This window comes from Streptomyces sp. NPDC059477 (assembly GCF_042749375.1).
GTDB lineage: Bacteria > Actinomycetota > Actinomycetes > Streptomycetales > Streptomycetaceae > Streptomyces.
Genome location: NZ_JBHYUG010000130.1, coordinates 1 through 5,121 on the forward strand (window position 1 = coordinate 1; position 5,121 = coordinate 5,121).

At 70.6% G+C, this 5,121-nt stretch carries 6 protein-coding genes; all 6 read right to left on the bottom strand.

All coding sequences use genetic code 11. The annotated features are described in order from the left end of the window. Nucleotides 1-170 precede the first annotated feature (170 nt). Complete coding sequence (locus ACFXAZ_RS36640) at nt 171-3,014, bottom strand: PspA/IM30 family protein (RefSeq protein ID WP_384600455.1); 2,844 nt, start codon at nt 3,012-3,014, stop codon at nt 171-173. Nucleotides 3,015-3,148: 134 nt separating this feature from the next. After that, complete coding sequence (locus tag ACFXAZ_RS36645) at nt 3,149-3,598, bottom strand: hypothetical protein (RefSeq protein ID WP_384600458.1); 450 nt, start codon at nt 3,596-3,598, stop codon at nt 3,149-3,151. Nucleotides 3,599-3,614: 16 nt separating this feature from the next. Then, nucleotides 3,615-4,142, bottom strand: coding sequence for a hypothetical protein (locus ACFXAZ_RS36650; RefSeq protein ID WP_384600460.1), 528 nt, complete (start codon nt 4,140-4,142; stop codon nt 3,615-3,617). 1 nt (nt 4,143) lies between these two features. Then, the gene (locus ACFXAZ_RS36655; protein ID WP_384600463.1) at nt 4,144-4,623 is read right to left on the bottom strand and encodes a hypothetical protein; all 480 of its coding nucleotides are present in this window, start codon (nt 4,621-4,623) and stop codon (nt 4,144-4,146) included. Further along, entirely contained in the window at nt 4,623-4,781 is a 159-nt protein-coding gene (locus tag ACFXAZ_RS36660; protein ID WP_384600466.1) for a hypothetical protein, read from the bottom strand. Before ACFXAZ_RS36660 ends, ACFXAZ_RS36655 begins: the two co-directional genes overlap by 1 nt. A gap of 8 nt (nt 4,782-4,789) precedes the next feature. Next, on the bottom strand, nt 4,790-5,121 hold a 332-nt coding region (locus ACFXAZ_RS36665; RefSeq protein ID WP_384600469.1), incomplete at its 5' end, for a hypothetical protein.

Sequence of the window (5,121 nt, forward strand, 5' to 3'; positions counted from 1 at the left end):
ACGCCGTCGGCGAGGGTGTACCACTGGGATCCGGGGGACAGGTCCGTCATCGGCCACCGCCCGCCAGCCGGGTCGATGTACGTCACCGTCGCGTATCCGACCTCGGGGATCTCGACCGGCGGTGTGCCCGGCTCCTCCGGGACGATGACCGGCGCTGTGATCAGGGGCATCTACCGTGGCCTCCCCACACGCTGGCGCGCTTCCTCCTGCCGCTGGAGCAGCCGCAGGTCCTCCGCACTGATCACGCTGGCGCGGGGGTAGACGTTGTACGTCACCGGCGGACGGGTATCCGCCTGCCGCACGGCGGGCGCCGCCGTCGCGGCAGGCAGGCCGGGTGAGACGGCGGCCCGTCCGACCGGGACCGGGAGGGTCCCGGCGTTCAGTGCGTCGAAGAGGTCGACGCCGTACTTGTCGACCGAGGTGGCCCGGATCACGTACTCGTCCACGGACAGCCACGGCGCGAGCACTTCATCCGACGTCGGGGTACCCGGTCCCCGGACCCGGCCGCCGCTGCTGTAGCCGCGCCGGGCCCCGGTCCCGGTGTAGAGGCCACCCGCCGCCATGGCGGGCATTTCCTTGCCCTGGAAGGGCCCGCTCTGCAACGTGGTCACGTAGGTGACGGCGGTCTTGCCGTTGATGTTGTTGAGGGCCTGGGAGACGGCGTCGATGTTGTCGATCGCCGACCCGTTCGCCGTGTAGACCTCGGTCCGGCCGTCCGGGAGCTGGCGGGTCTTCAGTCCGACCGCTTCCAGGGCGTTGATCGCCGCCGCGTTGAGCGTGTCCACGGTGACCGTGTGGGAGCCGGGTGTCTCGTCGATCGCCGTCTGTACCGCGTACAGGCCGCTGATCGCGTCCTCACGCTCCAGAATGATGTCCGTCCGGATGGACTCCGGTGTGCCGAGCAGCGTGTTGACGTACTCCTGCGCCTCGGTGTCGGACATACCTGTCGCTTCGGCCAGCTCCAGCATCGTCGCGCGCAGCGTCTCGGACCGCTCCGTCATCGACGCGAGCGACTCCCCGGCTGCGAGTCCGGAGGCGAGCATCTCGTCGTTCGCGGCGGCAGCCTGTGACATGGCATCGGCGTTCGCCCGGCCCGCCTCGGTGTCTCTTTCGAGGGTGGCGCCGTGCTCCTGGAAACTCTCGGTGAGGGAGTCGAGCCCTGCCTCGAACCGGGTCTGCGCGTCGTACGCCGACCGGTTGACGTCGTTCAGCGCGATGATGCTCTGCCGCAGGCCGTCCGCGGACTGCTTCTGCGCGTCGAGCTGGGCCTGTACCTCCTGCGCCTGTTCGCCGAAGATCCCCATGCTCTGCGCAGCCAGCTCCTGCTCCAAGGCTTGCCCGGCCAAGGCGTCCTTGTAGTCGTTGAGCTGGTCCTCCACCACGTCCGCAGACAGGCCCTGGTCCTGGAGTTTGGCGCTGACCCTCTCCATGGCCTCCGCAGCGAGGTCTGCCTGACCGTTCGAGACCATGGAGGCGAGCGCCTTATCGAGGGCGTCGACGTTCTCCTTGGCCGCCTTCACCGGCGTGCTGTCGGTGCCGAAGAAGCTGATGATGGCCTGCTGCACCTGGTCGATGCCCTGCGGATCGGCGACCTTCTGGAAGGCGTCTGCCAGCCCCGACAGGTCGTCGCCGAAGGCGCGCACCGCTTCCCCGCCGAGTTCACCGGAGTTGCCCAGTTCGGTCAGGGAGATGGCGAGTTTGTCGACGTCTGGCTTCGACTCCTGGCTGCCCGACGCCAGCATGTCGAGCCCGATAAGGAGCAGCCCGATCCCGGTACCGGCCATCGCGATCTTCGCGGTGCGGGACAGCGCGCCGACCGCTGCGGTGGTCCCGGCGATGACACCGGTCGACCCGGCGGCGGCGGTGGACATGATGCCGAATTGCACGCCGAGCGCTGCCATCGCGGCACGGGCGGCGTCCAGGCCCACGCCAGCGAGCTGCACTGCCTTGATCGCGATCGCCAGTTGCAGGATCGTCGCCAGAGCCTCCGGGGGCACCGCAGACACGATGCCGGTCAGGAAGTTGACGACGTCCAGCAGGCCGACACCGACGTCCGCCCCGGCCTCCACGAGATTCAGCACGGCCTCGGCGACGTTCTCCAGCGTGCTCCACACCTCGGGGCCGACTTCGCGCGAGTAGTCGAAGAACTCGGACACCGGGCCGTTGTCGTACTCGCCGGCGTTGAGCTTCGCGAGGAAGATGGTCAGCTTGTCGATGCTGTTGTCGAGGGTCTCGTTGGCGAAGGTGGTGAAGCGGCCGTTGAGCGCGTCGAATCCGGGCGTGCTGATGCCGCCAGCCACGATGGTGATCAGCCGGTCGAACTGCGTTGCCGAGCCCTTGACCAGGCCCGTGGTCTCCGGCAAGAGCGCGTTGGCGACGGCGACGCCCTTGGTGAACGGACCCATCACGTCGCCCGACAACGAGTCGGACCACTCCTTGTAGCTGTCCTTCAGCAGACCAACGGCGACCGCCGCCTCGCGGGTGGCGGGCGGGAGCTTCGCGAGCTGCTGCTGGTACTCCGCCTGCGCCTTGACTGCTGCGGCCGATCCGGCGCCACCCGCCTCGACCGCTGCCTCGTACTTCTCCTGCGCCTCCAGGGCCTCGCTGATCGCCCCGATCTGCGGCCCGAGCGCGAGAGCGTAGGCGCCGGCCGCGACCGCGACCGCGCCGAGCTGCCCCGCCAGGACTGCCGCGCTGGAGGCCAGGCTCGCGGCCATCGGGATCGCGGCGGGAAGGAGGCTGATCAGGTTCGCGCGGAGGGATTCGCCGAGTTTGTCGCCCGCCTCGCCGAGGGTGTTGAAGCTGGTGCGGGTGCCGCCGAGGGTCGCGTCGAGGCGGCGGGCGGCCTCGTCGGTGGTCAGGAGGTTGCCCTCCAGGTCGCGCAGCTTGCCGTCGGCGTCGGCGGTGATCCCGGCCAGCTGGAGCCGGAGCCGGTCCGCGCTGGAGGCGGTTCCGTTCAGGACGCGGGACAGTTCGTCGCGTCCGGTGAGGGTGAAGGTGAGGCGCTCGGCCATGGCTCACCTCCCCTGTGCTCCCGCGTGCCGGTCCAGCCACGCCACCAGGCGCAGGAAGCGGTCGACCGTCAGCCGGTCGATCTCGGAGGGCTGCATGTGCAGGTAGTGCATCAGCAGCGGCTCGTACTGGTGGATCAGTCCGCGGAGTCCTGGCGGCGGTGCACCAGGTGGCCTTTTCCCAGCCCGTCCAGCGCGGCGTCCACGTCGGCCGGGTCCTGGGCGAGCGTCCGCAGGTGCGGGGTGACCCGGTCGATCTGGGTGTCCTCGGCCCGGGTGCTGAGTGCCTGGCGCATCAGGTTGGTCAGGGCGTCCTCGATCTCCGCCCGGGTGATCCGTGCGCGGAGCCGGCGCCGCCAGCCCGGCACGTCGAAGTCGGCGAAGGCGAGGTCGGGCTGGGCTCGGCGGCGGAAGATCCAGACGGTGGCCCGCAGCGCGGTGGGGTCCTGGAGTTGGAGCAGGGCCTCGATGCGCTGCCACTGCGCGCCCCCCATCGCGGCCTCGATGTCCGCTGCTTCGCGGGCGGTGAGGTCGTCGGTCGACAGCTCCTCCACGGTGCCGTCGGCTTGGCTGTACGTGATGATCACGGGTGGATTCCTCTTCCTACTCCAGGTCCCGGCGCACGTCGGCCAGGATTCGTTCGACCTCGGCCTGCATGCGCGGCGTTCCGGCCTGCACGGTGCGGGTCCACCAGCCGGCCGGCCGCGCCCACTGCGTCGCCCAGCGGGAGCGGTTGCCGAACACGGGGTGACGCACGCGGCCGGTGTTGATCACCCAGGGCATGTTCCGGATGTCCGGAGGCAGGGCCGCACGGTCCATCCACACGCGGGCGCCGGGGCTAGCGCCCTGCCGGACGCTGATCCGTACGCCGCCCGCCAGCGTGGCGCGCAGGGGCCGCCTGGTAGGGGAGGGACCGCCGCGGGGAATGACACCCCGCCGGTTGCGCTTGCGTCCTTCCGACACCAGCGGCTGGGTGCGGATCGCCCTCTGAAGGTCCCCCTTGAGCGGCTCGGCTGCCCGCCTGATGCGGCGGGCCATGTTCTGCCGGAGCCGGGGCCCGCCGGCTGCGCGCAGCCGCCGCGACAGCGTGATGAGCTGCCCGGTACCCAGGATCTGAACGCTGCTCGGCATGTCAGGCCGGGATGTCGACGTTCTCGGCGGGCTCGCTGGTGATCGCGAACTGCGCCATGATCTGGGCGGCCTGGTCCAACTCGCGGATTTTGGCCTGCGAGGTGACCTGCACCGGGTACACGTCCATCGTCTGGCCCGGGACGTCGCCCTCGTCCATCCACGCGATGAACCCGGTCGCCTCGCGGGTCAGCAGGGTGCGGATGTCGTCGCCGTCCCTGCTCGCCCAGAACGTGAGGCTGGACTCGGAGGCAGTGATCTCGCCTGGCACGGTCGGCGTGAAGCGGCTGCCGAGGGCGGCGGTAGGAACGGTGGCGGACGTCGTCTGCCAGCCCGCCATCGCCCCGGTCTCGCCCTCCAGCGCGGTCCCGGCGGTGATCTCCGAGCGGGTCGGCGATTGCTTGTTCGCCACACTCGGCAGCCACAGCACCTTCGTGGTCCCGCGCCTGTAGTAGCGGATGCTCGCGTTGATCGGAGTCGCCATCAGCTCTCATCTCCCGTCTTCCGGCGGCGCCTCGCCGTCGGCGTCTTCTTGGTCGGGGGGTTCTCGGCGATCTGCCAGCCCGCCGCCTGGTGGTGCGGCACGGCCGCCTCGTCGACCTCGATCGGCTGGTCCGGCAGATCGGGGTGGGTCATCGTCACGCGGGCCATCAGACCGGCACCCGGATGACGGCCACGGTCATGGAGGTCACGGCGTCGTACGTGATGTTCGCGCGGCCGGTGGCCGGGTTGCGGTAGTCGTTCGTGACGGGGATGCCGACCTCGGCGCCCGCCGCCACGGCGATCGCCCGGTCGGCGATGGCGAGGCCGTTCACGGTGCCCGGCGTCACCAGGGTCACCGTGTGCGATCCGGCGTCGCCGTTCTTGACGAGCAGCAGTACCCCGGCGCCGGTGGGCGCGGTGTCGCCGCCCCCCGCGGCGGCGGTGTAGGTGACGGCGGCCCCCGGGGACCGGCCCACCCCGCCGGGAGCGGAAAAACAAA